Annotated in this window: 23 protein-coding genes; 14 read left to right on the top strand and 9 right to left on the bottom strand. The window is 57.5% G+C overall.

All coding sequences use genetic code 11. The features are described from left to right. The first annotated feature begins 1 nt into the window (after position 1). Positions 2 to 922 carry a glutathione ABC transporter permease GsiC gene (gsiC, locus tag C3F35_RS04515; protein WP_032617211.1) on the top strand — a complete coding sequence of 307 codons (921 nt, stop codon included), beginning with the start codon at positions 2 to 4 and terminating at the stop codon, positions 920 to 922. A 1-nt stretch (position 923) separates the two neighbouring features. Beyond that, on the top strand, positions 924 to 1835 hold the full coding sequence (gene gsiD / locus C3F35_RS04510; RefSeq protein ID WP_032617212.1) for a glutathione ABC transporter permease GsiD: 912 nt from the start codon (positions 924 to 926) through the stop codon (positions 1833 to 1835). 238 nt (positions 1836 to 2073) lie between these two features. Here gsiD and C3F35_RS04505 read toward each other — a convergent pair whose 3' ends face one another. From C3F35_RS04505 to C3F35_RS04495, 3 genes are all read right to left on the bottom strand, one after another. Continuing rightward, entirely contained in the window at positions 2074 to 2814 is a 741-nt protein-coding gene (locus tag C3F35_RS04505; protein ID WP_103791952.1) for a nitroreductase family protein, read from the bottom strand. A gap of 110 nt (positions 2815 to 2924) precedes the next feature. Continuing rightward, complete coding sequence (locus C3F35_RS04500) at positions 2925 to 3602, bottom strand: type 1 glutamine amidotransferase domain-containing protein (protein ID WP_103791953.1); 678 nt, start codon at positions 3600 to 3602, stop codon at positions 2925 to 2927. Positions 3603 to 3685: 83 nt separating this feature from the next. Continuing rightward, on the bottom strand, positions 3686 to 6115 hold the full coding sequence (locus tag C3F35_RS04495) for a membrane-bound PQQ-dependent dehydrogenase, glucose/quinate/shikimate family (RefSeq protein WP_103791954.1): 2430 nt from the start codon (positions 6113 to 6115) through the stop codon (positions 3686 to 3688). 191 nt (positions 6116 to 6306) lie between these two features. On the opposite strand from C3F35_RS04495, the gene C3F35_RS04490 reads away from it, so the two are divergent. Continuing rightward, positions 6307 to 6744 (top strand): GNAT family N-acetyltransferase, encoded by a 438-nt coding sequence (locus C3F35_RS04490; RefSeq protein ID WP_103791955.1) that lies wholly within the window; start codon positions 6307 to 6309, stop codon positions 6742 to 6744. Positions 6745 to 7052: 308 nt separating this feature from the next. Here C3F35_RS04490 and C3F35_RS04485 read toward each other — a convergent pair whose 3' ends face one another. Further along, positions 7053 to 7514 (bottom strand): hypothetical protein, encoded by a 462-nt coding sequence (locus C3F35_RS04485; protein WP_103791956.1) that lies wholly within the window; start codon positions 7512 to 7514, stop codon positions 7053 to 7055. Between the two features lie 878 nt (positions 7515 to 8392). Here C3F35_RS04485 and C3F35_RS04480 point away from each other — a divergent pair. From C3F35_RS04480 to C3F35_RS04450, 7 genes are all read left to right on the top strand, one after another. Beyond that, complete coding sequence (locus C3F35_RS04480) at positions 8393 to 11155, top strand: sigma 54-interacting transcriptional regulator (RefSeq protein WP_103791957.1); 2763 nt, start codon at positions 8393 to 8395, stop codon at positions 11153 to 11155. Positions 11156 to 11259: 104 nt separating this feature from the next. After that, entirely contained in the window at positions 11260 to 11682 is a 423-nt protein-coding gene (locus C3F35_RS04475; RefSeq protein ID WP_103791958.1) for a PTS sugar transporter subunit IIA, read from the top strand. 15 nt (positions 11683 to 11697) lie between these two features. Continuing rightward, positions 11698 to 12168, top strand: a complete 471-nt coding sequence (locus tag C3F35_RS04470; RefSeq protein WP_103791959.1) for a PTS sugar transporter subunit IIB — start codon at positions 11698 to 11700, stop codon at positions 12166 to 12168. Between the two features lie 16 nt (positions 12169 to 12184). Then, entirely contained in the window at positions 12185 to 12964 is a 780-nt protein-coding gene (locus C3F35_RS04465) for a PTS mannose/fructose/sorbose/N-acetylgalactosamine transporter subunit IIC (protein ID WP_032617229.1), read from the top strand. Then, entirely contained in the window at positions 12942 to 13790 is an 849-nt protein-coding gene (locus tag C3F35_RS04460) for a PTS system mannose/fructose/sorbose family transporter subunit IID (protein ID WP_032617230.1), read from the top strand. Before C3F35_RS04465 ends, C3F35_RS04460 begins: the two co-directional genes overlap by 23 nt. 12 nt (positions 13791 to 13802) lie before the next feature. Next, the gene (locus C3F35_RS04455; protein WP_077227461.1) at positions 13803 to 14864 is read left to right on the top strand and encodes an SIS domain-containing protein; all 1062 of its coding nucleotides are present in this window, start codon (positions 13803 to 13805) and stop codon (positions 14862 to 14864) included. Positions 14865 to 14876: 12 nt separating this feature from the next. Continuing rightward, the gene (locus C3F35_RS04450) at positions 14877 to 15887 is read left to right on the top strand and encodes an SIS domain-containing protein (protein ID WP_077227462.1); all 1011 of its coding nucleotides are present in this window, start codon (positions 14877 to 14879) and stop codon (positions 15885 to 15887) included. A 77-nt stretch (positions 15888 to 15964) separates the two neighbouring features. On the opposite strand, the gene rimO is transcribed toward C3F35_RS04450, so the two are convergent. Next, positions 15965 to 17290, bottom strand: a complete 1326-nt coding sequence (gene rimO, locus C3F35_RS04445; protein ID WP_032617233.1) for a 30S ribosomal protein S12 methylthiotransferase RimO — start codon at positions 17288 to 17290, stop codon at positions 15965 to 15967. 402 nt (positions 17291 to 17692) lie between these two features. On the opposite strand from rimO, the gene bssR reads away from it, so the two are divergent. Together bssR and C3F35_RS04435 are read left to right on the top strand one after the other, a co-directional pair. After that, positions 17693 to 18076 carry a biofilm formation regulator BssR gene (bssR, locus tag C3F35_RS04440; RefSeq protein WP_103791960.1) on the top strand — a complete coding sequence of 128 codons (384 nt, stop codon included), beginning with the start codon at positions 17693 to 17695 and terminating at the stop codon, positions 18074 to 18076. A gap of 104 nt (positions 18077 to 18180) precedes the next feature. Next, positions 18181 to 19299, top strand: coding sequence for a PQQ-dependent sugar dehydrogenase (locus C3F35_RS04435; protein WP_103791961.1), 1119 nt, complete (start codon positions 18181 to 18183; stop codon positions 19297 to 19299). A gap of 1 nt (position 19300) precedes the next feature. On the opposite strand, the gene C3F35_RS04430 is transcribed toward C3F35_RS04435, so the two are convergent. After that, positions 19301 to 19927, bottom strand: coding sequence for a glutathione S-transferase family protein (locus C3F35_RS04430; protein WP_103791962.1), 627 nt, complete (start codon positions 19925 to 19927; stop codon positions 19301 to 19303). A 256-nt stretch (positions 19928 to 20183) separates the two neighbouring features. Between C3F35_RS04430 and dacC the strand changes: the two genes are divergently transcribed. Beyond that, positions 20184 to 21389, top strand: coding sequence for a serine-type D-Ala-D-Ala carboxypeptidase (gene dacC / locus C3F35_RS04425; RefSeq protein WP_103791963.1), 1206 nt, complete (start codon positions 20184 to 20186; stop codon positions 21387 to 21389). A gap of 91 nt (positions 21390 to 21480) precedes the next feature. On the opposite strand, the gene deoR is transcribed toward dacC, so the two are convergent. The 3 genes from deoR to C3F35_RS04410 form a co-directional block, all read right to left on the bottom strand. Beyond that, on the bottom strand, positions 21481 to 22239 hold the full coding sequence (gene deoR / locus C3F35_RS04420) for a DNA-binding transcriptional repressor DeoR (protein WP_032617246.1): 759 nt from the start codon (positions 22237 to 22239) through the stop codon (positions 21481 to 21483). A 67-nt stretch (positions 22240 to 22306) separates the two neighbouring features. Further along, positions 22307 to 22915, bottom strand: coding sequence for an undecaprenyl-diphosphate phosphatase (gene ybjG / locus C3F35_RS04415; RefSeq protein ID WP_103791964.1), 609 nt, complete (start codon positions 22913 to 22915; stop codon positions 22307 to 22309). 7 nt (positions 22916 to 22922) lie between these two features. Then, positions 22923 to 23651 carry a phosphatase PAP2 family protein gene (locus C3F35_RS04410; RefSeq protein WP_103791965.1) on the bottom strand — a complete coding sequence of 243 codons (729 nt, stop codon included), beginning with the start codon at positions 23649 to 23651 and terminating at the stop codon, positions 22923 to 22925. 167 nt (positions 23652 to 23818) lie between these two features. On the opposite strand from C3F35_RS04410, the gene C3F35_RS04405 reads away from it, so the two are divergent. Next, positions 23819 to 25027: an MFS transporter gene (locus C3F35_RS04405; RefSeq protein WP_103791966.1), complete on the top strand. Its 1209-nt coding sequence runs from the start codon at positions 23819 to 23821 to the stop codon at positions 25025 to 25027. The last annotated feature ends 89 nt before the right edge of the window (positions 25028 to 25116 follow it).

Below are 25116 nucleotides of genomic sequence, written 5' to 3'. Positions count from 1 at the left end.
CATGCTGAATTATGTGATTAAACGCCTGCTGGGGCTGATCCCGACGCTGCTGATTGTGGCGGTGCTGGTCTTTTTATTTGTTCATCTGCTGCCGGGGGATCCGGCGCGGCTGATTGCCGGCCCGGAAGCCGATGCCACGGTCATCGAGCTGGTGCGTAAGCAACTGGGGCTGGATCAGCCGCTCTACCGGCAGTTCTGGCACTACATTACCAGTGTCGTGCAGGGGGACTTTGGTACCTCGATGGTCTCCCGTCGTCCCGTTTCCGAGGAGATTGCCAGCCGCTTTATGCCCACCTTCTGGCTGACCCTCGCCAGCATGGCCTGGGCGGTGCTGTTTGGCCTGATGGCCGGAATTGTGGCGGCAGTCTGGCGTAACCGCTGGCCGGACCGGTTGGGCATGGCGCTGGCGGTCACCGGGATCTCCTTCCCGGCTTTTGCGCTGGGGATGCTGCTGATGCAGATCTTCTCCGTCGAGCTGGGCTGGCTCCCCACCGTGGGCGCGGACAGCTGGCGGCATTACATTTTGCCTTCGCTGACCCTCGGCGCGGCGGTGGCGGCGGTGATGGCGCGCTTCACCCGCGCCTCCTTCGTTGACGTGCTGAACGAAGACTATATGCGAACCGCCCGGGCAAAGGGGGTCAGCGAGAAGTGGGTGATCCTCAAGCACGGTCTGCGTAATGCGATGATCCCGGTAGTGACCATGATGGGACTGCAGTTCGGCTTCCTGCTCGGTGGCTCGATCGTGGTGGAAAAGGTCTTCAACTGGCCGGGGTTAGGGCGTTTGCTGGTCGATTCTGTCGACATGCGCGACTACCCGGTGATCCAGGCGGAAGTGCTGCTTTTTTCGCTGGAGTTTATTCTTATCAACTTAGTGGTGGATGTGCTCTATGCCGCCATTAATCCCGCTATCAGGTACAAGTAAGATGCGACTGTTAAACTGGCGTCGGCAGGCCATGTTAAAGGCCATGCCGGGACTTAAACCGGATCAGATCCGCACCCCGTGGCATGAATTCTGGCGGCGCTTTCGTAAGCAGCCGGTGGCGATGACCGCCGGGCTGTTTGTCCTGCTGCTGATCCTGGTGGCGGTGCTGGCCCCCTGGATCGTCCCCTTTGATGCGGAAAACTACTTCGATTACGACCGTCTGAACGAAGGTCCGTCGGTAATGCACTGGTTCGGCGTAGATTCTCTTGGACGCGATATCTTCAGCCGGGTGCTGATGGGGGCGCAGATCTCGCTCGCCGCCGGGGTCTTTGCGGTACTGATTGGCGCGGCCATCGGCACGGTGCTGGGCCTGCTGGCCGGTTATTACGAGGGCTGGTGGGATCGGATCATCATGCGCATCTGCGATGTGCTTTTTGCTTTCCCTGGCATTCTGCTGGCCATTGCGGTGGTGGCGGTGATGGGCAACGGCATGGCGAACGTGATCATCGCCGTGGCGATCTTCTCGATTCCGGCCTTCGCCCGCCTGGTGCGCGGCAATACGCTGGTGCTAAAACAGCAGACCTTTATCGAGTCGGCGCGCAGCATTGGGGCCAGCGATACCACAATCCTGTTTAACCATATTCTGCCGGGCACCGTCTCCTCTATCGTGGTCTATTTCACCATGCGTATCGGGGTGTCGATTATCTCGGCCGCCAGCCTGTCGTTTTTAGGTCTGGGCGCGCAACCGCCGACCCCGGAGTGGGGAGCGATGCTCAACGAGGCGCGGGCCGATATGGTGATTGCCCCGCATGTGGCGCTGTTCCCGAGCCTGGCGATTTTCTTTACCGTGCTGGCGTTTAATTTGTTGGGGGATGGGCTGCGTGACGCGTTGGATCCGCGAATTAAGGGCTAATCCGTAAGTAAAATGCGGGGCTTGTGCCAGGCTTAATACTTTTCACTGTATTGAAAGGAGACCCGTTATGAAAATCTGGATCGTGCTCAGCATCGCGGCAGCGGTAAGTTGCTCAGTTATGGCCTCGAAGGGGGGATTTGAATCCCAGCCCCGGGCGCAGATTACCGACACGCGCTAAGCCTTCCGTTAACGGCAGTCTCTTTACGAAAAAGCCATCCCAGACGGGATGGCTTTTTGTCTATTTATCGACGCCGAAGCCCTGCTTCAGAATCGCCGGCAGCACATCCGGGAAGTAGATATGCTGGTAATAACCGCTCACGCTTTCGCTCCAGGTTTCACCGTCAGGACGGTTAATGGCCTGCCAGTGCGCCGTCATCTGTTGGTTATAATGCGCGATCTTCTCTTCCAGCCCTTCTGCAACGTAAGCCTCGTCATGACGGAAGGTCTCCAGCGGGAGACGCGGTTTATGATGCGAAGGAACATCAACGTGGCCAATCACCATGCCCGCCACCGGGAAGGTGTGCTCCGGCAACTCAAGCAGCTCAATCAGTTCCTGTGGACGCAGACGGATCCCGCCAATCGGCACGATCCCCAGCCCTTCTGAGCGGGCTGCTGCCATCACGGAACCGAGGGCGATACCCACGTCGGTTGCGCCAGCCACCAGACTCTCAATGCTCTGATGCGCGACCTGCTCCTTGCCCGCCAGCTTCATGCCGACTTCCGTTTTATACATATCCAGCACAAAGGTGATAAACACCGGGGCTTTGGCAATCCACGGCTGGCCGCCCGCGATCTGTGAAATCTGCGCGCGTTTTTCGGCATCGCGTGTGACGATGACCGACACCTGCTGGGAATGCACGGAGGTGGGGGCGCGGTACGCGGTGCTAATAATGCGTTCGAGGGTGGCGTCATCAATGGCGCGATCGGTAAAGCTGCGCTCGCTTTTATGGTCGTTAAACAGGTCAATAATCGTGTTCATAGCATCTCCGGTGTGAAGCGCAAAAGCCTACCAGCCCGGCACCGTTTTGCCTTTAACACTCTATGCGAAAATCATGAGGGGATTGCCCGACCAGCGGCCGGGCAGGGGGATTAGCGCAGCGCAGCCACTAAGGCTTTCGCCACAGCTTCGGAACTGCCCGGGTTCTGCCCGGTGATCAGCGTACCGTCTTCAACAATAAAGGAGCCCCAGTTCGGGCCTTTCTGGTAGTTAGCGCCCAGGGCAATCAGCTCATCTTCCACCAGGAACGGAACGATGTCGGTCAGTTCGACGTCGGCCTCTTCACCGTTGGTAAAACCGGTCACCTGACGGCCCTTCACCAGCGGCTCGCCAGAGGCGGCCTTCACATGGCGCAACACACCCGGCGCATGGCAGACGAAACCGATGGGTTTACCCGCGCGGTTGAAGGCTTCAATCAGCGCAATGGAGGTCTGTGACTCCGCCAGATCCCACAGTGGGCCGTGCCCACCTGGATAGAATACGGTGTCGAAATCGTCCTGACGCACGCTGTCGAGCTTCAGGGTGTTGGCAAGTTCACGCTGTGCTGCCTGATCGGCTTTGAAGCGCTGGGTCAGTTCGGTCTGGAAATCGGCTGAATCACTTTTGGGATCCAGCGGCGGCTGGCCACCGGCCGGGGAGGCCAGCACCACTTCGGCTCCCGCATCTTTGAAGATGTAATACGGGGCGGCAAACTCTTCCAGCCAGAAGCCCGTTTTCTTACCGGTATTGCCCAGGTCACTGTGAGAGGTGAGAACCATTAAAACTTTCATTGTTATCTCCGCAGATGTCGTGATTTATAAAAGTAGCCTGGTTCGGCAAAGCCATCCCCGCAGGGATGGCTGTTTCAGAACTATTACGGCAGCTTATAGGCAATCACATAGTCACCGCGATCCGGCGAGTTACGCGCCCCGCCTGCGGTGATCAGCAAATACTGCTTTCCGTCCACCGGCGATTTGTAGCTGATTGGCGTACTCTGGCTTCCCACCGGCAGGCGGGCTTTCCACACCTCTTTCCCGGTCGAGGTATCGAACGCGCGCAGGTAGTAATCCTGCGTTGAAGCGATAAACACCAGACCGCCCTGGGTGGCCATTGTGCCGCCGATGGTCGGCATACCAATCGGGATCGGCAGCCCCATCTTCACGCCAAACGGACCGGTATCTTTTACCGTGCCCACCGGCACCTGCCAGGCAATTTTCTGGGTTTTCAGATCCACCGCCGTCAGCGTGCCAAACGGCGGTTTCTGACAGGGGATCTCCACCGGCGACATAAAGCGCACTTTGGCGTTAATGGCGTACGGCGTACCGGCCAGCGGCACCGGACGGCTGATGGCGGCGGCTTCGTTGCCGTCGTTTTTAGCTCCCTGAATCTCCGGGGAGGCCGGGATGAGCTGCACTTCCAGGCCCACGCGCATGTCGTTAATGAACAGGTACTGGTTCACCGGGTCAATCGACAGACCGCCCCAGTTCATACCGCCTAACGAACCGGGCAGGTTCAGCGACGGGTCATCCCCCGGCGGCGTAAACAGGCCGTTGTAGCGTTTGGATTTGAACTCGATACGGCAGATCAACTGGTCGAACGGCGTCGCGCCCCACATATCGGACTCTTTCAGCACGTCTGCGCCAATGGTCGGCATTCCCACTGAGAAGGGCTGCGTCGGGGAGTAGATCTCTTTCGGGATCTGCCCCTGCGTCACCTTGCGCTCTTCCACGTCGGTCAGCGGCTTACCGGTCGCGCGATCCAGCACAAACAACTGGCCGGATTTGGTGCCGAAGAGCAGCGCCGGGGTGGTTTTGCCATCCGCAGCAGGGAAGTCGGTAAAGGTCGGCTGCATCGGGACGTCAAAGTCCCAGAGGTCATTGTGAACGGTCTGATAGACCCATTTCACCTTGCCGGTGCTGGCGTCCACCGCCACCATGGCGGCCCCAAACTTGCGATCCAGCGCGTTGTGCTTCACGCCCCACAGATCCACCGCCGCGCTGCCGGTTGGCATATAGACAGTGTTGGATTGCGGGTCGTAAGACATGGGCGCCCACACGTTCGGGGTGGAGCGGGTAAAGGTTTCATTATCGGCAGGCGCGTTCTGGTCGTCCGGTTTACCGGGATCAAATGCCCAACGCAGCTGGCCGGTGATCACGTCAAAACCGCGCACCACGCCGCCCGGCATATCCGTCGCCACGTTATCCGCCACACGGCCGCCCACCACGACGGTCGTCCCGGCGAGCGTCGGGGCAGAGGTCGGATAGTACAGGCCGGTATCCGCGCCTTTACCCATCTGCGCGCTCAGGCTGACGCGACCGTGATTGCCAAAGTCTTCGCAGAACTGACCGGTATCCGCGTCCAGCGCAATCAGTTCCGGGGTGACGCTGTTCATGATGATCCGGCGCTTACACTGGGCATCCGCAGGCAGTGAAACGGCGGCCACCGGCGAAGAGTCCGGCAGGGTTGGCTGTTGCAGCGGGGCTGTGGCATCGAAGTACGCCAGGCCGCGACAGCGCATCCACTTTTTCTGTTTCGCGTTGATTTCGGTTTTCCACAACTCCTTGCCGGTCGTCGCATCGACGGCAATTACGTTGTTATGCGGCGTACAGAGAAAAAGTTTATTGCCAATCTGCAACGGAGTCTGCTGATCTTCCGCGCCGCCACCGTTCGGGCTGACGGGAATATCGCCCGTGCGGTAGGTCCAGGCGACCTGCAGGTCTTTTACGTTATCGCGGGTGATCTGGTCCAGCGCCACAAAGCGCGATGCGCCCGGGGTGTTGCCATAGTTGGCCCAGTCTTTCTGCTCTTCACCGGGCTTAACCGGGGTGAGAGGAAGTTGTTTGCCCGATGCCGTCACCGGATCGTGCGGAACAAACATGCCCCCAACGGTGGCGGCAAAGGCAACCGCCAGCAGGGCCGCAAGTGCCCCTGCGCCTTTCCAGCACGGGAACTTACCGGCGCGGCGCAGCAGCGAGGGCAGGGAGAGCGCCACCAGAATGGCAATGCCCGCGAGGGTGAGCAGACGGGAGACCAGCGGCCAGAAGTCGAAGCCGACATCCCACAAGGCCCAGAGGGCGGTGCCCGCCAGCACCACAAAATAGAGGGCCGCGCCACTCAGGCGCTGACGCACAATCTGCACACCCGAGACGATAAGCAGGCAGCCGCTGATCAGAAAGTAGGGGCTACCCTTAACGCTGACCAGCTTCCCACCGTAGTAAGCGAAGAATATCCCCATCGCCAGAATGAAGACGCCCAGAAGCCCCAGCAATATCGCTGCGGTTCTGGATAATTTTTGAACGGACATAAATGTTCCCTGATGTTGACAAAAAATGAGTGATATCACTCAAAAATGATGATTTATAATCTAAGGCGCGCGAGTGTACAACAACCAGGTAACAATATATTTACCAGAAATAGCTTTCTGAAGAGACGGGCGGACAGGAGGTGATCCCGGGTATCATACGGTTATCCCAGGCAGAACAAGGAATAACAACGATGGTTAAGGTGCGTGAGGCGAAAGCGGAAGATTACGAGGCATGGTTAAGGTTGTGGAACGGCTATCTCAGTTTTTACGGCACAGGCCTCGATGAGGCGGTAACCCTGGCAACCTGGCACCGGGTACTGTCCGCGGATTCCTGTCTGTTTTGCCGACTGGCAGAAACCGAACACGGGGTGGTGGGGTTCGCGATTTGTGTGCTGCATGAAGGCACCTGGGTGACCCAGCCGCTGTGCTATCTGGAGGATCTGTTTGTCGATGACGCGGCGCGCGGCAAAGGGGCGGGCAGGGCATTGATTGAGGCCATTATCAACGAGGCGCGCGAAAAGGGCTGGTCGAAAGTCTACTGGGTGACCCGGGAAGGTAATCCGGCCCGGGCGTTATACGACAAGCTGGCAGTGGTGGATGATTACGTTCGCTATAGGATCACGATTTAGCTGTTTGCAGACTATGCGGTTTGTAGGCCGGATAAGGCGCAGCCGCCGGCAACTCTTGCACTCTACGTTAACAATACCCGGCGGCGCTGCGTTTGCCCGGCCTGTGAACTGACTGTCTGCATGGTCGATTCCCTCTCCCTCAAAGGCTGAGGGATCCCCACAAATAACATTCGCACGGACGGATCCCCTCTCCCTCGAAGGCTGAGGGATCCCCACAAATAATATTCGCACGGACGGATCCCCTCTCCCCTTTGGGGAGAGGGTTAGGGTGAGGGGGAACCACGCGCAGATCCCCCCGTTAACCTTCCTCAGTCAATCAACGCATCAATCGCCACGCGCCCGTCCGGTGTTTGCAGCCAGCGTGGCGCGTTCAGCGTGTCGGCGTAGAAGTTCACCAGCTCATACAGTAGCCCTTCCATTACCTTTGCCATATCCCGCGGCAGTGCGTTGCTGATAAGCAGTTGCGTAAGTGTCTGACAGTACAGTCCCAACAACTCGCTTTCCGGTTCAAAGGCGGGCAAACGGGAGGGCAGATCGGTCAGGGTGAAACGCGCCACCAGGTGCGGCGGAATAGGCTCGTTAAGCGTTGGCTGCAGCAGCGCGAGGCAAGCAGAAAGGCGGGCGCAGAGCGCCAGTTTTTCCGCCGGATCATCAGTTTCCAGCAGAGTACAGGCGAAGCGTTCGCAATGGTTCGCCAGCTCGGTGAAATCGGTATTGTGAGAGAAGGGTACGTTAAATAATGCCTGAGCATGGGTTGGGGTAGTAGCCATAGTGGCAGCCTCCGATAAAGTTGTTAAACCCACCGTCAGAGGTTCCAATCTCATGGCGGTGGACTGAGCGAGGTTGGAACTACCGGCTTTATCGGATACCGGCGCATCTTACGATGCCCCCGCCAGCCCACCATTGAGGTGCAGCAAAGCGTACGACATAAGGCCTCTTATGTCATCGATAAAGTCAGTCAGGGTTCCAATCCCGGCGCCTGATTTTGCAGGCGCATCAGGAAGATACTGCGGGGAATTCGTGGCGACAAGCCGGGAAAATCATTCCCGGAAGACGTCTCGCAAAAATTTTAACGTAACGAAGAACGTAGATAATAATCAAATGCTTACGGCGACTTCCTGGTCCGGGTGAAATCGCTGGGGCGCTTCCTGAAGGCAGGGGCGAGGCGGTAAGCCCCTCTGGCACGTTCCCCGGTTCCGGTGTAGCAGAGCAGCAAGGAACCTGAGGTGAACGGAACGGCCATAAGAGCCGCATGTTCCCCTCACCCTAACCCTCTCCCCAGAGGGGAGAGGGGATCGTCCGTGCGGAAACTATTCCTGACCCTGTTTTCAGAGGGGAGAGGGGATCGTCCGTGCGGAAACTATTCCTGACCCTGTTTTCAGAGGGGAAAGGGGATCGTCCGTGCGGAAACTGTTTGTGGCGTTCACTTAACCCTCAACATTCTTGCTATCCACGCCTTAGACATTCTGTACACTCTTCTCTCGCTATCCCCGCTTCAGGCATTCTGCGCACGCCCTTCTCGCTATCTCCCCCTCAGGCATTCTGTGCACTCCCCCACAAAAGCGCACATAACCCGGCGTCGTCCTCCCTTCGCCCGTGCGTTTGCGGGCATCATACCCCCCATGACACTCCAGCCGTGGGATAAGCCATGCGTAATGAAATCCTGACCTTTCTGGCCAATCAGACCGATTTTTTCGACCCCGAAAACCTGAGCGAAGTCTTCACCGCCAGTTACCTGGCAGAGCGGTTTGACCTCAAACGCAATACCGCCAGCCACTATCTGAACCAGCTGGTGGCCCAGGGGGAGCTGGTCAAAATCAATACCCGTCCGGTCTACTTCCTGCATAAAAAAGCCTTCAGCCAGCAATTTTTCGGCCTGGCCGGGAACGAATACGACAGCATCGCCCAGCTGCTGAACGACGGCGACAGCGGGCAGGCGCCGCCGGATCATTTTGCACTGCTGATCGGGCATGACGGCAGCCTCAAAAAGGCCATTGCCCAACTGAAAACGGCACTCTTCTATCCCGCTGGCGGCCTGCCGCTGCTGATCACCGGCGACAGCGGCACCGGCAAAAGCTACATGGCGAACCTGATGCACGCCTTCGCTATTTCCCAGGGACTGCTGGCAGACGATGCCCCCTTTGTGAGCTTTAACTGCGCCCAGTACGCCAGCAACCCGGAGCTGCTGGCGGCGAACCTGTTTGGCTATGTGAAGGGCGCCTTTACCGGGGCGCAGACCGATAAACAAGGGGCATTCGAAGCCGCCGACGGCGGCATGCTGTTTCTCGATGAAGTGCATCGTCTGAACGCCGAGGGTCAGGAGAAGCTCTTTACCTGGCTCGATCGCAAGGAGATCTACCGGGTGGGGGAGACCGCTCAGGGCCGCCCCATCACCACGCGGCTGGTCTTCGCCACCACCGAGGAGCTGCACAGCACCTTTTTAACCACCTTCCTGCGCCGCATTCCTATCCTGGTCACGCTACCCGACCTCCAGGCACGATCCCGCCAGGAAAAAGAGGCGCTGATCCTCCAGTTCTTCTGGCGGGAGGCGAAAAAGCTGAATGTGCGCCTGAATCTGACGCCCCGCCTGCGCCAGGTGCTCCAGCACGCACCCTATCGCGGCAACGTAGGCGAGCTGAAAAACGTGGTCAAGTATGCGGTCGCCGCCGCCTGGGCCAGGCAGCGGGGGCAGGAGACGATTGGCGTCACCCTTCAGGATCTGCCGGAGAAGGTAATGGCCGCGATCCCGACGATGGGCGAAATGCCCGTTGCAGAAGAGCCGCTGACCATCGAGCCGGAAACCAGCCTGCTGTGGCTGCTTCGCGCTCACGATCGCACCCAGGGGATGATCCATGATACGCAGTGCCAGGTCCTGGCCCTGTACGAAGAGGTGCTCAGCGGCCGCTCGGGATGGGAGGAGGTCCACCGTCGGATGGGGGAGGAGATCGAAACCCTGTTCGACAGGCTGGTGTTTCATCATCGCGACACCACCGCCTCGCCGGTATTGCAGCTCACTACGCAGCAGGTGCGGGAAGCGTTTTACCGGCTGGAGCAGCAGTTCAACGTGCAGTTTAACGGCAATGGCATCTACGCCCTGAGCCACTATCTGGTGCATCGCGCGCCAGGTGCGCTGTCAGCCCTGAGCCAGGAGCGGGTCCGGTTGCTGGATGACTTCCTGGCGCAAAAATATCCCCTGCTGTACCGCTTTTGCCAGGCAATGATCGCCGCCCTGACGCAAAAGCTCGATATCGACGCCCAGCGGATCGACGCGCTGTTGCTGGTGCTATGGCTGCATAAAGCAGGCGCGGTGAGCCAATCCCAGGTGACCCGGGCGGTGATCCTCGCCCACGGCTACGCCACCGCCAGCAGCATCGCCAATGTGGCAAACCGCCTGTTGAAACACACGGTCTTTGAATCCTTCGACATGCCGCTCGACGTCACGCCGGAGGCGATTGCCCAGCAGGTGATGCACTACATCGAAAGCAATGCTCTGGCGTCCGGGCTGATGATTCTGGTGGATATGGGGTCGCTGAACGCTATCCACAGCCACTTCCAGCGCCGCGTCTCCACGCCGGTCGCGATTGTGAACAACGTCTCCACCAGCATGGCGCTGTATGTCGGGGAGCGGATCCTCCAGGGGCATCACATCGAGGAAATCGCCCGCGAGATCGGCGCGGATTTGCCGGTGGAACACCAGCTTTTCTGGCCGCAGGCCAGTAAACCCCGGGTTATTCTCACCACCTGCATCACCGGGATTGGCGCGGCGGCCAATCTCTGTCAGCTGCTGAAGGCCAGCATCCCGGAGGCGCTGGGCATTGAGATCATCGCCTGCGACTACGAGATGCTCAGCGACGCCCAGGAACGGGCGGTGGCCTTTAACCGCTACGACATGCTGGCGATTGTTGGCACCTTCGACCCGCAGGTGCCCGGTGTGCCGTGGATCTCACTGGATTCCTTGATTGCCGGGGAGGGGACGCGGCCGCTGATGCGTATCTTTGGCGATATCGCCACGGTGGAGCAGGTGGCCGAGATCAACAATCTGCTGCTGAAGAACTTCTCCCTGCGGCGGGTGATTGAGTCGGTGACCATTCTCGATACCACCAAAGTCATCAACCAGGTGGAGCAGTTTGTCTTCCGCTATGAGCATCTGGCGGGCTGCCAGGTGCCGAACGAACGCAAGGTGGCGCTCTATGTGCACATCAGCTGTCTGATTGAGCGGCTGATCCGTAACGCCTCGCCCACCACCTACGCCGGGCGACAGTGTCCTGAAAGCGAGCTGGCGTTGTTGCGGCAGGCCTTTAGTGTCATTGAGAGCAGTTATAGTGTCAAAATCCCCGTTGTCGAGCTGTGCTACATCCACAATATTCTGACCCTGGAAACGGAATTTATTCAGGCAGATCAAGAGTTTTAATCCCTCCCTCTCTCCTGTCCCCCACGCGCCACTTTTTCCTGGCACGTGGGTTGCACTCTCTGTAGAGCAAACAGCTGCACAGTGGAATGAGCTTCGAGGACAGGATGAAACGACATTATATATTTGCCAGCCATGGCACCTTAGCCCGCGGGGTACTCGACTCGGTCGAGTTGATCCTCGGCAAGCAGCAGGACATCCATACCCTCTGCGCTTATGTCGACGAGAACCAGGATGTTACCGGGCAGGTGGCTGAGCTACTTGCCAGCCTGCCGGAGCAGGATGAGGTGATTGTGATCACCGATATTTTTGCCGGGAGCGTCAATAACGAATTTATCCGCTATCTGCATCAGCCGAAATTTCATCTGATCGCTGGCCTGAATTTGCCGCTGGTCATCGGCTTGCTTATTTCTGCGGATGAACCGGATACCGAAAAATTAATCCATGAGGCGTTATCCAGCGCCCGGGAAAGTATTCAGTATTGCAACCACACCATTGCCAGTGCGGTACAGGCAGATAAAGACTTCTGATCGCGAGGAATAATAATGATTACGTTACTGCGTGTTGACCACCGCTTATTACACGGACAGGTGGCCTTTTCCTGGACGCAATATGTCGGGGCAGATTGCATTTTAATTGCCAATGACAGCGTGCCCAACGACGAACTGCGAAAAACAACCATCAAGCTGGCCAAGCCGCCTGCGGTCAAGCTGGTGATTAAAAATATTAACGACTCGATTGAGGCCATCAAAAGCGGCGTCACCGATAAATACCACCTGTTTATTGTGGTGGAGTCGGTAGAGGATGCCTGGCGATTAGCCTCCGCGGTGGACGGGATTAAGAGCATTAATCTCGGCGGCATTAAAGCGAAAGAAGGGGCAAGGAATATTTCAAAGGCCATTAATTTGCTGCCGGACGAAATTGAAAAGCTCACTCAGCTGGTCGGCAACGGCATTGAGATCGAAATACGCCAGGTGCCTAACGATCGCAAACAGTTATTAGCGGAATCTCTGTAACTCCTGAGGACTCACTATGGTAGAGGCACTGTTACTCGGACTGGTGGCGTTTATCGCCCAGTCGGAATATGCCCTGGGCACCTCGCTGCTTTCCCGGCCCATTGTCACCGGATTATTAACCGGGCTGGTGTTAGGCGATGTACAGACGGGCGTGATTATGGGGGCGACGCTGGAACTGGCGTTTATCGGATCGTTTTCGGTGGGAGCGTCGATTCCACCCGATGTGGTCACCGGCGGGGTGCTGGGGGTGGCGTTTGCCATCACCTCCGGGGCGGGAACCGAAACGGCGCTGCTGCTCGGCCTGCCGATTGCCACCCTGACCCTGGTGTTGAAAAACGTCTATCTCGGCATGTTTATCCCGATGCTCAGCCAGAAGGCCGACAGCTATGCCGAGCAGGCGGATACCCGCGGTATCGAGCGAATGCACCTTCTCGCCGGGTTTGGTCTGTCACTGATGCTGGCGGCAGTGGTCACCGTGTCGTTCCTGGTCGGGAGCAGCGCGGTGAAATCCTTACTGGATGCTATCCCGGAATTTATTAAACACGGGTTAAGCGTGGCGACGGGAATCATTCCAGCGCTGGGCTTTGCAATGCTGGCCCGGTTGCTGATCAACAAAAAAGTGGCCCCCTTTTTCTTCCTCGGCTTTGCGCTGATGGCGTACCTGAAAATACCCGTCACCGGTATCGCCATTCTGGGTGCCATTGTGGCGGTAGTGATGGTCAACACGACTGCGCATAACGCTCCCCGTCCTACCACCGATCAAGGAGTCAGTGATGACGACGAAGATGATTTCTGAAGAGACCCTGCCTGAGACGCAGGATGAGAACGCGATCAATGCACGCGATCTGCGCCGGGTGTTCTGGCGGTCGTTCCAGATGGAGTTTTCCTGGAACTATGAGCGGCAGATGAACCTCGCTTTTGTCTATGCCCTGATCCCGGTGCTGAAAAAGCTCTACCCGCAAAAAGCCGCGCTGGCGGCGGCGTTAAAACGCCACCTGGTATTCTTTAACACCACGCCGCATATCGTCACGCTGCTGCTGGGCATCACCACCGCGATGGAGGAGAAAAACAGCCAGCAGCAGGAGATGGACGGCACGGCGATCGACAACGTGAAAGCGTCGCTGATGGGGCCGCTGGCCGGGCTGGGGGACTCCTTCTTCTGGGGCACGCTGCGCCTGATCGCCACCGGCATCGGCACCAGCCTGGCGCTGCAGGGCAACATCCTGGGGCCAATCCTGTTCCTGCTGGTGTTTAACGTGCCGCACATTCTGGTGCGCTGGCTCTTTACCCGCTGGGGCTACGTGCTCGGCACCGGGGTGCTTCATCGCGTTCAGAAGAGCGGGATGATGGAGAGCCTCACCTACGGCGCCTCGATTATCGGGCTGATGGTGGTGGGGGCAATGGCCGCCTCGATGATCAACATCACTATCCCCATCTCCTTCGGCGCGGGGGAGGCGAAAACCGAGGTCCAGGGGATTATCGACAACATCATGCCGTGCCTGTTGCCGCTCGTCAGCTTCGGCATTGTCTACTGGTTGCTGGGGCGCAAGGTCAAACCGCTCACCATTATCGGTGGCATGGCGCTGGTGGGGATTCTGGGTTCGTGGATTGGCCTGTTTTAAGCGGAGAAAACGATGCAACCGACAATGATGACCTATATCGAAGAGCAGCCCGCGGCGCTTGAGGCGATCCTCGGGGCCTACCCGCAGCATCTGGCGTCCGTGGAAGCCTTTGCCCGCCAGCATCCGGTGCGCCGTCTGCTGGTGCTGGCGACCGGCTCCTCGCTGAATGCAGCGATGTGCGCGCGCTACTTCTTTGAACACCGCTTTGGCCTGCTGGTGGACATCAAAGAGCCGTACAACTTTGTGCACTATGAGGTCATCGACCCGCACACGGATATGGTGCTGGTCGTTTCCCAGAGCGGAAAAAGCGCCTCGACGCTGGCGGCAATGGAAAAAGTGCAGGCCGCCGGGCTGCCGGTGTTTGCCCTGACCTCGGATCCCGACAGCCCGATCGGTCGCCGCTGCGACCAGGTGCTGGACATCCATACCGGGATCGAGAAAGTGGGCTTCGTGACCCGCGGCTTTAGCGCCACGGTGCTGAATCTGCTGCTGGTCGCGCTGACGCTTGCCCGGGCGCAACAGCAGCTCGATGAGCATGAAACGCAGGACACCCTGGCGGCGCTGCACCAGCTTGCGGCGGCGATCCCCGACACGATTGCCCGCACGGAGGCATTCTTCGAGCGGCACCTTCAGGCCCTGCAATCCGGCACGCGCTTTATCGCCATCGGTGAAGGTGCCCTGACCGGCGTGGCGAAAGAGTTCGAAACCAAGTTCACCGAAACGGTGCGGGTGCCGTCCGGTGGGTTTGAACTGGAGGCGTACATGCATGGCCCCTATCTGGAAGCCAACGCTGAGCATGTGATGTTCTTTATTGAGGATGCGCCAAACCCACGCCTGCGGGCGCTAAGAGACTATATGGCTCCGGCGGTTAATCAGGCGTTCCTGATCACCCTGACGGATGAGGGGGAGGAGAATACCCTGGCGCTGAACTGCCATCTGCCGCATCTGCTCTCGCCGCTGCTGTTGATTGTCCCTCTGCAAATTCTGGCCTGGCGTACCGCCTGCGCCAAAGGCATCGATCTCTCGGTGCGTATCTTCGACGACTTCGATCGGGTTTTAAAGAGTAAAATCTAAAGGAGAACAACTATGTTAGGTTTTAATCAGGACGAGTACCTGACCAGTGCTCGTGAGATTGTTGCTGCGCGTAAACAGGCGGAACAGGTCGCTGATGAGATTATTCAGCAGGGCTTCAGCACGCTATTTTTCGCCTCGGTAGGGGGATCGTTAGCGCCGATGATGGCGATTAACGCCTTCGCCCGGGAATTAACCGAGCTGCCGGTTTATCTTGAGCAGGCGGCAGAATTAATCCATGCCGGACATAAACGCTTAAATAAAGATTCCGTGGTGATTACTCTCTCGAAATCGGGTGATACCAAAGAGTCGGTGGCGATTGCCGAATGGTGTAAGGCGCAAGGGATCCGCGTGGTGGCGATCACCAAAAATAGCGATTCGCCGCTGGCAAATGCCGCCACCTGGCATATTCCGATGCGGCACAAAAACGGCGTGGAATATGAGTATATGCTGCTGTACTGGGTATTCTTCCGCCTGGTTCAGGGTAACGGGGAATTTGACGATTATGACCGCTTCGCCAGCCAGCTGGAGCTGTTACCTGAGAATCTCCTGAACGCGAAAAAGCAATTTGATCCGCAGGCCGATGCCATCGCGCAAAAATATCACAGTGCCGACTATATGATGTGGATTGGCGGCGCGGAGATGTGGGGCGAAGTCTATCTCTTCTCGATGTGTATTCTGGAAGAGATGCAGTGGAAGCGCACCAAATCGGTTTCATCTGCGGAGTTTTTCCACGGCACGCTGGAGCTGCTGGAAAAGGACGTCCCGCTGTTCCTGGTGAAAGGCGAGGGCAAATGCCGGGCGCTGGACGACCGCGTGGAGCGTTTCGCAGCGAAAATTACCGATAATCTGGTGGTGTTTGACCCGCGTGAGTACGCGCTGGCGGGGATTGATGATCGGTTCCGCTGGCTGCTGGCACCGTGCCTCATCTCAACCTTGCTGGTGGACCGTCTTGCTGCCCATTTCGAGCACTACACCGGCCACAGTCTGGATATTCGCCGCTACTACCGGCAGTTCGAGTATTAATAGCAATAAAAAAGGGGACGTTACGTCCCCTTTTTTTCAGGCCTGATAAGCGCAGCGTCATCAGGCGTTAACAGGGATTAAACCCGGCTACCCCACAGGTCATACTCGTCGGCGTTTTCGACTTTCACACGCACGATATCACCCGGTTTCACCTTCGTTTCGCCGTTCAGGTAGACCGCGCCGTCGATTTCCGGGGCATCGGCCATGCTGCGGCCAATCGCGCCTTCTTCATCCACTTCGTCGATGATCACCAGAATTTCGCGGCCCACTTTTTCCTGCAGACGTTCAGCAGAGATCTGCTGTTGCAGCTGCATGAAGCGGTTCCAGCGCTCTTCTTTAACCTCTTCCGGCACCTGATCCGCCAGTTCGTTGGCGGTAGCGCCTTCTACCGGGCTGTACTTGAAGCAGCCCACGCGGTCCAGACGCGCCTCTTTCAGGAAGTCGAGCAGCATCTGGAAATCTTCTTCGGTTTCACCCGGGAAGCCGACGATAAAGGTGGAGCGCAGGGTCAGATCCGGGCAGATTTCACGCCACTGCTTGATGCGCGCCAGCTGGCGGTCAACGGAGCCAGGACGCTTCATCAGCTTCAGAATACGCGGGCTGGCGTGCTGCAGCGGGATATCCAGATAAGGCAGAATTTTGCCTTCCGCCATCAGCGGGATCACGTCGTCAACGTGCGGGTACGGGTAGACGTAGTGCAGACGTGTCCAGATGCCCAGCTTAGACAGCTGTTCGCACAGGCCGACCATGCTGGTTTTCACCGGCTCGCCGTTGTGGAAGCCGGAGCGGTGCTTCACGTCCACGCCGTAGGCCGAGGTGTCCTGGGAGATCACCAGCAGTTCTTTCACACCCGCATCCGCCAGACGTTTGGCTTCGGCCAGCACTTCGCCAATCGGACGGCTCACCAGATCGCCACGCATGGACGGGATGATGCAGAAGGTGCAGCGGTGGTTGCAGCCTTCAGAAATTTTTAAGTACGCATAGTGACGCGGGGTCAGCTTCACGCCCTGTTCCGGCACCAGGCTCAGGAACGGGTTATGCTTTGGTTTTGGCACATAGTGATGCACATGTTCCAGCACCTGCTCGTAGCTGTGTGGACCGGTGATTTCCAGTACCTTCGGATGGACTTCGCGGATTTGATCGACTTTGGCGCCCAGACAACCGGTGACAATCACCTTGCCGTTTTCAGTGAGTGCTTCACCGATGGCTTCCAGAGACTCCTGCACGGCGCTATCGATAAAGCCGCAGGTGTTAACGATCACCATGTCGGCATTGTCGTAGCTCGGCACGACGTCATAACCTTCAGTGCGAAGTTCGGTCAGGATACGTTCGGAATCCACCAGGTTTTTCGGACAGCCCAGCGAGACGAAGCCGATTTTCGGCTGGTGCGTAACATTGCTCATAGATTAAAAAGTAGTCAGTTAGGGAGTTATCAGGGCAGGGATTGTACAGCGTTCTCGCGGGGATTTATACAGATCCCTGTGCAGGGAAGGTAACTGTTTATATTTACCTATTCCGGCTTTAATGGACTCCCGGCGGTCCGTGCCGTTATCCCAAAGACGGGCTAAAAGCAAAGGCCGAAACGTCCAGCATCCCGGCCACGTTTAAGAGACTCCACAGGCTATAGAAGAGAAGCATGATTTTATGCTCAGTCAAAACAACCACCTCCGCACAGCCTCTCCGCCTGCTGTTTTAACATTGTAAATTTTGTTAATCCGTCACGAATTATTGACCTGACGCATTAACTTGAGCAAAAAATAAACATAATCTGAAGGTGCAATTAAGCTGACAAGGGGGGAAAAAGCATGTCCGTTGACAGACTGAAACGCGATCTTCTTAACAAGATGATCAATGCCCGAATTGATCTCGCGGCCTATCTGCAGTTAAGGAAAGCGAAAGGGTATATGTCAGTCAGCGAAAGCGACCATCTGCGTGACAACTTCTTTGAACTTTGCACCTACATGCGAGAAAAAGCGCCTGAGCTGAGAGCGCATTGCAATGCCGACGAGCAGGCGATGCTCTATCGCGCCGCCGGATCGCTCACCACCGCAGGCGTCTGTATGATGACCGGCAACCACGATTGCCCGACGTTCATCGCCGTCAACGCAGAGAAGCTGGAAAACTGTCTGAACGACCTCACTCTCTGCATCCAGTATCTGAAATCACATACACCGCTGATTCAGAGCTGATCCCGGGGGAGGCAACTCCCCCTTCTGGTTAAGCTTTTGTAAAAGTATCAACGCCCCTGCGCTGAGTGGCTAGTCTTATGCCATACGTCGAAAAGGAGTGCGTTATGCGTCGATCCTCGCTTATTTCCCTGCCAGTGTTGCTAATATCCGCCTCGCTGTTTGCCGCGCCCGCCGAAGTGAAGGTGGCGGTGCTGCAAAATAAACTCGATCACCCCTGGGCGCTGGCGTTCCTGCCGCAAGATCAGGGCATGCTCATCACGCTGAAAGGCGGGCAGCTTAAACGCTGGCAGCCAGGCAAAGGCCTATCTGATCCCATTGTCGGCGTACCTAAGGTCTGGGACAGCGGCCAGGGGGGATTACTTGACGTGGCGCTGGCACCCGATTTCGCGACGTCGCGCCGGGTCTGGTTGAGCTACGCCGAGGCGGGCGACGACGGGAAAGCGGGCACCGCGGTGGGGTATGGCCGTCTGAGCGACGATAACACCCGACTGGAGGCCTTCAAGGTGGTCTTCCGACAGCAGCCTAAACTCTCTACCGGCAATCACTTTGGCGGCAGACTGGTGTTCGACGGCAAAGGCTACCTGTTTATTGGGCTGGGCGAGAATAACCAGCGCCCTACGGCCCAGGATCTGGATAAGTTACAGGGCAAAGTGGTACGCCTGACCGAAGACGGAGCAGTACCGGACGATAACCCCTTTGTGAAGACCAAAGAGGCGCGGCCGGAAATTTGGTCGTACGGTATCCGCAACCCGCAGGGGATGGCGATGAACCCGTGGAGCAACACCTTGTGGCTTAATGAGCACGGGCCGCGCGGGGGCGACGAAATTAATATCCCGGAAAGAGGCAAAAACTACGGCTGGCCGCTGGCGACGCATGGCATCAACTACAGCGGATTGCCCATCCCGGAAGCGAAAGGGGAAACGGTCGCAGGCACCGAGCCGCCGCTGTTTGTCTGGAAAAAGTCCCCGGCGCTCAGCGGGATGGCTTTCTATAACAGCGACGTCTTCCCGCAGTGGAAGAACAAACTCTTTATCGGTGCGCTGAAGGATAAAGATGTGATTGTGCTGAACGTCAGTGGCAATAGCGTCACCGAGGAGGGAAGGATCCTCGGCGACCGCAACCAGCGAGTGCGCGACGTGCGGGTCGGGCCGGATGGCTATCTGTACGTGTTGACCGATGAATCCGACGGGCAGCTGTTAAAAGTCAGCCCGTCCAGGGAGTAAATCAGGTAACCGGGATCATCACCACGCTGCGGTAGGCCGGACGTTCGCTCAGGTTCGCCAGCCAGCGTGCCAGATGCGGGCGCGGCGCCCACTCCAGGCCCACGTTGGTCAGATTCCAGACAAAGGGGGCGACGGCGATATCACCCACGCCAAACTCTTCGCCCGAGAACCACGGCTGTGCCGCCAGCGCCTCGTCCATCATGGCGAACAGCGATTCGCAGGTCGCTTTGGCAGCGTCGATGGCCGCATAATCGCGCCTGGCTTCCGGGGTTCTGACCAGCCCCATCAAAATCACCCGGTGGGCCGGGGAGAGCGTCTGGTTAGCCCAGTCCATCCACTTTTCGCCGACGGCACGCTTCGCAGGCGCATCGATCCACAGACGGTTCTGGCCGTATTGCGCAGCGAGATAACGCACAATGGCGTTGGACTCCCACAGCGTAAGGTCGGTTTCGTCATCCCGCAGCAGGGGCACCAGGCCGTTGGGGTTCATGGCCAGATACTCGGCTTCTTTATTTACCCCGTGTTCCAGTCCCGCCATGATCTGCTTAAAGGGTAAATCCAGCTCTTCCAGCGTCCAGATGACCTTTTTAACGTTGGTTGAATTGTTCCTGCCCCACAAAGTAATCATAACAACCCCTTATAATTAAAGCCGATATCAGGATGAGATCCGTGTTGATGACTTTACATGGTGAGATAAACCAAACCAATACGCAACAGACGCGAAAAAAATCGATGCGGTCAAAGCGTATCGGGTTGTTATTGCATAAACTTTAAAAACTTTACGAGGTTTTGGTTTTTTTTAAGGCGTTAGTACGTTATTACTCATCGCTTCTTTTGACACGGTGGTATGACGTGATTTTTGGAATGGAAACTCGGGTGGCATTATGATGCGAAAAACTTTTTCTTTACGCGGTCTGGTCGCAGGTTCTGCGCTACTGGTCCTTTTTGCACCTTCGCTGTACGCAGCGGAACAGGCGGCACCAGAAGCTCCGCCGGTTGATGCGCGCGCCTGGATACTGATGGACTATGCCAGCGGCAAAGTGCTGGCAGAAGGCAATGCGGATGAAAAACTCGACCCAGCCAGCCTGACCAAAATCATGACCAGCTACGTGGTGGGGCAGGTGCTGAAGGCCGGTAAAATCAAGCTCACCGACATGGTTACCATCGGCAAAGACGCCTGGGCGACCGGCAACCCGGCGTTGCGCGGCTCCTCGGTCATGTTCCTCAAGCCGGGGGATCAGGTGGCGGTTTCCGATCTGAACAAAGGTGTAATCATTCAGTCTGGGAATGATGCCTGCATCGCGCTGGCCGATTATGTGGCCGGCAGTCAGGATTCTTTCATTGGTTTGATGAATGGTTATGCGCAAAAATTAGGCCTCACCAACACCACCTTCAAGACCGTTCACGGGCTGGACGCGCCGGGCCAGTTCAGTACCGCCCGCGATATGGCGCTGCTGGGTAAGGCCCTGATTCATGATGTGCCGGAAGAGTACGCCATCCATAAAGAGAAAGAGTTTACCTTCAATAAGATCCGCCAGCCGAACCGCAACCGTCTGCTGTGGAGCAGCAACGTCAATGTGGATGGGATGAAAACCGGCACTACCGCCGGGGCGGGGTATAATCTCGTGGCTTCGGCAACCCAGGGCGATATGCGTTTGATCTCGGTGGTGCTGGGCACCAAAACCGACCGTATCCGCTTTAACGAGTCAGAAAAACTGCTGACCTGGGGCTTCCGCTTCTTCGAAACCGTTACCCCTATCAAGCCGGATGCCACCTTTGTCAGCCAGCGCGTCTGGTTTGGTGACAAGAGCGAGGTCAAGCTCGGTGCCGGTGAAAGCGGCTCGGTCACCATTCCGCGCGGCCAACTGAAAAATCTCAAGGCCAGCTACACCCTTACTGAAAAGCAGCTCACCGCACCGCTGAAAAAAGGCCAGGTGGTCGGATCTATCGACTTCCAGCTGAACGGCAAATCGATTGAGCAGCGTCCGCTGATCGTAATGGAAGCGGTGGAAGAGGGCGGGTTCTTTGGTCGGATGTGGGATTACGTGCTGATGAAGTTCCACGACTGGTTTGGCGGCTGGTTTAATTAAGTCAAAGCCGGGTGGCGGCTTCGCCTGACCCGGCCTACGAACGACCCGGTATGCCCGCGCAAGCGTAGCGCTGCCGGGCAATAAACCGCACTCAGTACATCAGTTTAATCTGCTGCGCCTTCGCATACGTCACCAGCTCTTCATCCGGGCGGCAGTTACTCACAATGGCATCAAAGCGCGTCAGTTCCCCCATCCGCGCCGGGCGCACCTTACCAATTTTGCTGTGATCCACCACCAGCACGTGATACTGCGCCATGTTCATCGCCCACTGTTTTACCGGCAGCTCATCCAGATTAAAACAGGTCGCCCCCTGGCGAACATGCACACCTGCCGCGGAGTAAAAGGCGATATCCGGGCACAGGTTGCTGAGGGTGTCCTGCAAATTGAGCGGTTTGAAAATGGCATTGCTGGCATGGAACTCGCCGCCGCAGAGGATCACCCGGCACTCGGGCTTTTCCTGCAGGGCGAGAAACGTATTCAGGGAGTAGCAGACCCCGGTGAAGGGCAGAGCGTTATCAATGGCTTCTATGATCCACGGCGTCGTGGTGCCGCAATCAAAAAACAGCGTCTGATGAGGCTGCACCAGCGAGGCGGCCAGGCGCGCCGCTTTGCGCTTCTCTTCCACCAGGCGGGTTTTTTGATCGCTCAGCAGATAGTGGCTGGCGCTACGAGGTTCGAGAACAATGTAGCCGCCGAGCAGCACGACTGGCCCGCTTTCACTGTTGAGGTCGCGACGGATAGTCATCTCCGAGACGCCCAGCAGTGCGGCGGCTTCTTTCAGATGCAGTTTATCGCTGCGCTTAAGCGCGGTAATCAGTTGAGCCAGCCGTTCGTCACGTCGTGTTTCCATAGGTCCTCAGAGCCATTAATAAACCCCCGTTACGTCGGGGGTTCAAGTTTAACTCGCGAGACCCAAATTAGTCACGTATCCAGCCTTTACGGATGGGCAGGGCAAAGCAGAACCGGTACAGCTGCGAGAGGCGTTGGTAGAGGACGTCTCCACACAGGTTCCACAGGATCTGTGCGCTCAGGCAGCCCAGCAGCCCAACCATCAAACCACCCAGCATATCCATCGGCCAGTGGACCCCCAGATAAACGCGGGACCAGGCGATGGCGCAGGCCACAACCATCAACACCGTACCTGACCAGATCCGGTGCCAGAGCAGGAATGCCAGGGCAAAGGTGAAAATGGCGGTACCGTGATCGCTCGGGAAGGAGTCATCGGCGGCGTGATGCAGGAAGTTATAGCCGACATGATCGACAAACGGACGGTCATGCGGGAACAGATGGCCCAGCAGCCACGACGCGGCCAGGCTTATCACCAGCGCCATGGCGATTTTAATCACCAGCTGACGTTGAGCACCCACCTGCTTACGCGGTCCCCACAGCCAGAGGATTGCAATCAGCGCCGGCATAATGCTGATCAGATCTTTCGCCACAAAGATGGCCAGTTTGATGCTCCACTCCGGTGATGCTGGCGTCGCATTAATCAGGTAAAACAGTCCGTAGTTCAGATTCTCTAACATACCCTTGTTACTCTTTTGCAAACCAGATGGAAATCAGGCCATAGGCCACCACCTGTGAAAACCACACCCACCAACCTGCCCACAGGTTATGAGAGAAGAAATGTGCGCCGCGCATCACCTGGCCATAGCCCATGACCAGCCCGAGTACGACACCCGTGGCCACCAGCGCCCAGGCCAGACGGGGACGTTCGCGCCAGAAAGCAAAAAACAATCCCATCACCATAAAGCCGCTCGAGGCGTGGCCGCCCGGAAAACAGCGGCCAGGGCCACTGCCAGCAGGCGCTGCGTCAAACAGGGGATAGGACAACGCCTTGCCGCCGTACTCCACCAGATCCCAGGGGCAGCTGTGATGGCTGATCGCTTTCAGTAAACCCACCACCGCCGTACCCAGCGCCATCAGCAGCGCTGCGGTCACCAGCCGGGCATTACGCCGGAACGCGCCGTAAAGCAGCGTCACCGCCGCCACGGCAATGGTCGCGTATTTCGCCAGGCGATGATTGAGCAGATCCAGCAACGCGTTGTGCTGCAGCGGGAAGTGCTGGCTCGCCGCGTCATACCAGTAGCCCGTTAACATCCTGTCCAGCGTTTCGTCCCGCGCCAGCCAGGTAAAAAGCCCGGCCAGAACCAGCAGCGCAAGGAGCTGGTAACCATAAAAACGAACCGGCATACGGTAAAGCGGTTTTGTCTTAGAAGTCTTTAACTTAGACAATTCTGAAGTGGAGACGAGTTGTGTCATACTGAGAGCCAATGACTAAAAACGTCTAAGCATACGGTCGTTAACTTAAGGCAACCTTAAACGACGGCGATTTGTGCGTTATTTCTGTACAACTGCGTGTTTCTGCTATCTCTGACGCAGCCATTTCATTACACTTTGCGCGATTTTTTATCGGATATTGAGACCCCATGTTAAACCGTTCTTCTTCCCGCACGCGCCTGGGGCGTCAGGCGTTGCTGTTCCCGCTGTGTCTGGTGCTGTACGAATTCTCTACCTATATCGGCAACGATATGATCCAGCCGGGCATGCTGGCGGTGGTGGAGCAGTACAACGCCGGGATTGAGTGGGTTCCCACCTCCATGACCGCCTATCTGGCGGGGGGGATGTTTTTACAGTGGCTGCTCGGGCCGCTGTCGGATCGTATTGGCCGCCGCCCGGTGATGTTAACCGGGGTGGTGTGGTTTATCGTCACCTGCCTGGCGACCCTGCTGGCGCAAACCATCGAACAATTTATGGTGCTGCGTTTTTTACAGGGCATCAGCCTGTGCTTTATTGGCGCTGTCGGGTATGCCGCCATTCAGGAGTCTTTCGAGGAGGCGGTGTGCATTAAAATCACCGCCCTGATGGCTAACGTGGCGCTGATTGCGCCGCTGCTCGGTCCGCTTGTGGGGGCCGCCTGGGTGCATGTTGCGCCCTGGGAGGGGATGTTCGTACTCTTTGCGGCGCTGGCGGCGATCTCGTTTTACGGTCTGTACCGCGCCATGCCTGAAACCGCCACCCGCATCGGGGAGAAGCTCTCCCTGCAGGAATTGGGGCGCGACTATAAAGCGGTGCTGAAAAATGTTCGCTTTGTGGCGGGGGCGCTGGCAATTGGTTTTGTCTGCCTGCCGCTGCTGGCGTGGATTGCCCAGTCGCCGGTGATCATCATCAGTGGCGAAAAGCTCAGCAGCTACGAGTATGGCCTGCTGCAGGTGCCCATTTTTGGCGCGCTGATTGTGGGCAACGTCGTGCTGGCCCGTCTGACGTCGCGCCGTACTGTGCGCTCGTTGATCATTATGGGCGGCTGGCCGATTGTGATTGGGCTGGTGGTTGCGGCGGTGGCGACGGTGGTCTCTTCCCATGCGTATCTGTGGATGACCGCCGGGCTGAGCATCTATGCGTTTGGTATTGGGCTGGCGAATGCCGGGCTGGTGCGCCTGACGCTGTTTGCCAGCGAGATAAGCAAAGGCACCGTATCGGCGGCGATGGGTATGTTGCAGATGCTGATCTTCACCGTCGGCATCGAAGTCAGCAAACACGCCTTCAGCAGCGGCGGCAACGGGCTGTTCAGCCTGTTCAACCTGGCGAACGGCGTATTATGGCTGGCGCTGATGTTTGTGTTCCTGAAAGACAAGTAGGTGGGCAGTTCATTACAGCCGGATTAAGCAAGCAGTCTGCTCGCCGTTTTACCGGATGGCGCTGCGTTTACCCGGCCTACGAAACCCGT

This window comes from Leclercia sp. LSNIH3 (assembly GCF_002935105.1).
Lineage (GTDB): Bacteria > Pseudomonadota > Gammaproteobacteria > Enterobacterales > Enterobacteriaceae > Enterobacter > Enterobacter adecarboxylatus.
This window is presented reverse-complemented; position numbering and strand designations above follow the sequence as displayed.